The organism is Psychrobacter sp. MES7-P7E (assembly GCF_002863645.1).
Lineage (GTDB): Bacteria > Pseudomonadota > Gammaproteobacteria > Pseudomonadales > Moraxellaceae > Psychrobacter.
In genome coordinates, this window is sequence record NZ_PJBU01000023.1 from 1 (window position 1) to 3,870 (window position 3,870).

Here is a 3,870-nt window from a genome sequence, read left to right on the forward strand (position 1 = left end):
AGTAGACGCAATTTACGTGGCACTACTACAGCAGCCCTGTAGATAACACTTAGTAAACGCCCACTATAATTAAGTAACACTATAAACATAGCATATACAGACAGCTGAATTGAAAAGTCCTATATTTAACCTCACAAGATATTTGGAACCAATCACTTATCCTTGTGCAATACAATTAGAATAAAAATTAAATAGTATTATCAGTAATCGATATTGTGAAATAAAAATCAAAATGGTGATTAAGAAATAAATCAAACACAATAAGTTCAATAAAAGGAATAATACAATGAACGAACATACTCTAAAAGGCGAATGGAACCAAGTGAAAGGTTCAGTTAAACAAAAATGGGCTGAACTAACAGACGACGATCTTACCCATATCGAAGGTAGCCGTGACAAGCTAGTAGGCCGTGTACAAGAGCGCTATGGCCATGCCAAAGAAGATGCAGAGCGTGAAGTAGATGACTGGCGTGTAGAAAACAAGTATTAATATATTCGTTGCATACTTATCCGCTGCATAACTACTGTACTAAATAAATTGAAAAACCGTATAGAAATATATGCGGTTTTTTTATGGCAGATTTATACTATATAGATATGCTGTCGGAAAAATAAATCACCGTCCTCCAGACACGATAAAACCGCATAGCAATCAATTGTTATGCGGTTTTATTGTTAACTATCCATGTTACCTATCACGACTGCTTTTCATGCATCCTTGCACAAATATTCAGTATATTGTGATACTGGGCATCCTGCCCTTTTTACTACACTACAGCTTCAGTATTACTTGCTGCTATCAGCAAAGGGTATGTGTCCTTACTTCAATTACTATTGTCATCCTGACGCTAGTTATCGAATCATTATCCTTAATGCGGTCAACTCAATCCTTGAGTCACATTCCCTAATGCCGTGTGACTATAATGCCTAACTCTCACTCGTATGTTAAGTCGCGTAAACGTCATTGCGTGTAAGCATATGCTTACAACAATCTATTTTACTTGCCACAATTATTACAACTTATTAACGCAAAAGACACCTACCGCAAAGTTTTGTACTCTATTATTGATAATGTAAGGAAATATTTCGAACAATAAACTACCAAAGACACTTGCTAGCTGCTAGCTAACTTAATAAACCAAAATACTTTTAAAATCTTATAGTTATAGAGGATATAGGTACCTTTAACCTACACGACCTACTTAATACCATCATAGGATATTGCCTCATGAAAATAATAAAACCCTTTTCTATTAAGGCCACTCTGTCTACTAGTCTTGTCGTTGCATTATTGGGTACGACAGTAGGTTGTGCGGTTGTAGGCTCAGGATATGACAATCAGCCTGTCTATCGTGGTGATAATAATAGCCAAAACAATAATTTTAATCGCGTAAGTCAGCAGCTTCGACAAGACTTGCGCCGCAAAGGCTATCAGGTTATAGATATCAGAGCTGATAGTTACCGTGGTGATCGAGCTCTTACGGCGTATGCTAAAAAGAACAACCAAGCCTACGAGCTAAAATATACTTACCCTGCCCTAAGACTCATCAGCTCAAGCAAAAAAGCATGGCCAGATAACTGGGATAATAAGTCGCAAAATAATAATAACCGCTATAAAGAAAACAAACATAAAGATAATTATCAGAATGGTCAGCGCTATAAAAAAGGCGATGTCGAAGACACTATTAAAAGAGAATCACGTTACCCAGCTATTAAACGCCGTGCTATCAACAAAGTAAGGGCTATGGGCTACCGTGTTGAAGATATCGATCTTGAAGAAAAAAACAAGCGAGGCGTCTTTGAGGTTGAGGGCAAACACGGTTCACAGAAGTACGAGATACTATTAAGTTATCCAAATTTAGATGTGATCAAAGTCAGAAAAGATTGATCGCTTTCAACATTTTTAGCTAATTACCTCGGTACGTTTAGCTTTTACCCATATTGAGCAACGATATATTACTAGGAAATCATTATGAAAACTCTATCATTTTCAACATTAAAAACAGTAGCGACTGGCAGCATAGTCGCAGCTTTATTAGCAGTGACCACAGGCTGTGTAACTGCGCCGAATGGCTACAATGGCTATGACAACCTTTACGAGCACACTCATAAGGACAATAAAGGCCATAAAAAACACAAAGACAAAAAGAACGACAAAGACAGCTATGTCTCCGTTGTCGAGCAACGAGCTGCTAGTAAAGTCCGTAGCATGGGATACCGTGTCAAAGACGTCAAATATAAAAACGGTGATCGTAAGATTAAGATAAAGGCTGAACGTGGACGCGACGATTATAAAATTGAGCTAGGCTATCCAAGCTACAACGTGATTAAGCTTAAAAAAGATTAATGAGTTGTTAAGGGCTGACATTCACTATTAATACTCAGTTGAAATATTAAAAGCTTTATAGCCAAATAAGTTAGCAAATGGCTTATTTGGTTTTTCTATGAGAATTCTTACAGTCAATCATCTGATACTTTTCTATATAAAACTAGAAATCCAAAACTTTTATCACATCATAAGCTGGCGTTTCATAGGGATGTGCCTCTTTTAACGCGGCAATGGTAGCATCGATAAAAGCTTCATCTACCACCATTTCCACTCGCCACTCATCGACCATTTCTAAACTATCCTGTGTACCAATATGCGGCTCACTGCCTGACAATGGCATAAACTGACCGGTCCCTCGTATCTGCCAACAGCATTGCTCATAGTTTCCAATCTTCCCAGCGCCAGCAGTAAACAAAGCAGATTTCACTTTGTCTAACGCTTCATCAGGAATAAAAATGGTCAATTTATACATAGGTTTACCTCATAGAGTGGTTTTAAGCATCACCTGCTAGTTCTTAGATAAAGAAGGGTGATCAGTCCATATATAACGTAGCAGCCAGTCTTTGGCATCACCTGCATAATCAATACCAATACGTGGGCGTAGTGATACAGGCGGCTGGCAACTATCATCTTCTATCCAAACTTCTGATGCCAGCGAAATAGGTTTGCCATATAAATCGCGATCAATTTGCAAGCGTTTGGTCAATTTACCAGGGCCTGCGAACTGCTTAGGATGTGTAAACTGCTTATCTGGACTGAGTTGTTGCTCTTCAATCAGACGGTCACTATCGTCAGTCAAAAACCCAGCGCGTATCAATACAGACTCAGGCGACTCTACAGAGCCGCTAATCAAATTTAGCATATGATGCACACCGTATGTCAAATAGACATAGAATACTCCACCTTGCTCATACATAATCTCTGTGCGTGCCGTTCGAGTGCCTGCATGTGAATGACACGCAGGATCATCTTGACCAATATAGGCTTCGGTCTCAGAGATACGCATACGTAGCGTTTTTTGCTGTCCATCCCTATCGGTTAGCTGTCGACATAGGACTTTACCAATCAGGTCAGCAGCGACCACACAGGTCGGACGAGTGAACCAGTCAGGCTCCAAAACGGTTGATGAGGCAGTAGACATTAGCGAAACCTTTTCTTATTTTTATGGTCTATTTGATATGAGTAAGTACTAACAAATTAGCATAAAATTAAGATAAGGTATCGGGGACAGTGTTGGCGCTATGTTTGATTTTTTATACGAGCTAAACTATACGCCCGTGCCTAAAGGGTGTTACTGGTTGATAAATAGATAGGAATTGCAGTCTGTTATAAGTGGTTCCATTATGGCAATCTGTTTTAAGTGGTCTGTTAATAGGTTTGAAGGATGGGATAACTGGTTCTATTAGGGTATACCTTAATAAAAATAAAAACCCATCTTTTATCAGAAAAACAATCATGGTTCTTGCGATTTGATTTTTATCGTAAGGTTGTGTGATTAAAATCTCCCAAGTTTAACTGTACGGATTTGACGGCAGGGGTCA

The 3,870-nt window shown here is 38.7% G+C and carries 5 protein-coding genes; 3 read left to right on the forward strand and 2 right to left on the reverse strand.

Annotated features, from left to right (window positions below; all coding sequences use genetic code 11):
* The first annotated feature begins 286 nt into the window (after positions 1-286).
* The 3 genes from CXF62_RS01210 to CXF62_RS01220 all read left to right on the forward strand — a co-directional run bounded on the left by CXF62_RS01210 (position 287) and on the right by CXF62_RS01220 (position 2,347).
* Complete coding sequence (locus CXF62_RS01210) at positions 287-490, forward strand: CsbD family protein (RefSeq protein WP_102092613.1); 204 nt, start codon at positions 287-289, stop codon at positions 488-490.
* Between the two features lie 738 nt (positions 491-1,228).
* Positions 1,229-1,888 carry a hypothetical protein gene (locus CXF62_RS01215; RefSeq protein WP_102092614.1) on the forward strand — a complete coding sequence of 220 codons (660 nt, stop codon included), beginning with the start codon at positions 1,229-1,231 and terminating at the stop codon, positions 1,886-1,888.
* Positions 1,889-1,972: 84 nt separating this feature from the next.
* Positions 1,973-2,347 (forward strand): hypothetical protein, encoded by a 375-nt coding sequence (locus tag CXF62_RS01220; protein ID WP_102092615.1) that lies wholly within the window; start codon positions 1,973-1,975, stop codon positions 2,345-2,347.
* A 142-nt stretch (positions 2,348-2,489) separates the two neighbouring features.
* On the opposite strand, the gene CXF62_RS01225 is transcribed toward CXF62_RS01220, so the two are convergent.
* Together CXF62_RS01225 and CXF62_RS01230 are read right to left on the reverse strand one after the other, a co-directional pair.
* Positions 2,490-2,801, reverse strand: coding sequence for a YqfO family protein (locus CXF62_RS01225; protein WP_102092616.1), 312 nt, complete (start codon positions 2,799-2,801; stop codon positions 2,490-2,492).
* A gap of 36 nt (positions 2,802-2,837) precedes the next feature.
* Entirely contained in the window at positions 2,838-3,470 is a 633-nt protein-coding gene (locus CXF62_RS01230) for a DNA-3-methyladenine glycosylase (RefSeq protein WP_102092617.1), read from the reverse strand.
* Positions 3,471-3,870 lie beyond the last annotated feature (400 nt).

What these genes read in the sequence shown, in the direction of transcription:
- CXF62_RS01215 (WP_102092614.1), top strand. Translation starts at nt 1,229, where the DNA reads ATGAAAATAATAAAACCCTTTTCTATTAAGGCCACTCTGTCTACTAGT.
- CXF62_RS01225 (WP_102092616.1), bottom strand. Translation starts at nt 2,801, where the DNA reads ATGTATAAATTGACCATTTTTATTCCTGATGAAGCGTTAGACAAAGTG.
- CXF62_RS01230 (WP_102092617.1), bottom strand. Translation starts at nt 3,470, where the DNA reads ATGTCTACTGCCTCATCAACCGTTTTGGAGCCTGACTGGTTCACTCGT.
- CXF62_RS01220 (WP_102092615.1), top strand. Translation starts at nt 1,973, where the DNA reads ATGAAAACTCTATCATTTTCAACATTAAAAACAGTAGCGACTGGCAGC.
- CXF62_RS01210 (WP_102092613.1), top strand. Translation starts at nt 287, where the DNA reads ATGAACGAACATACTCTAAAAGGCGAATGGAACCAAGTGAAAGGTTCA.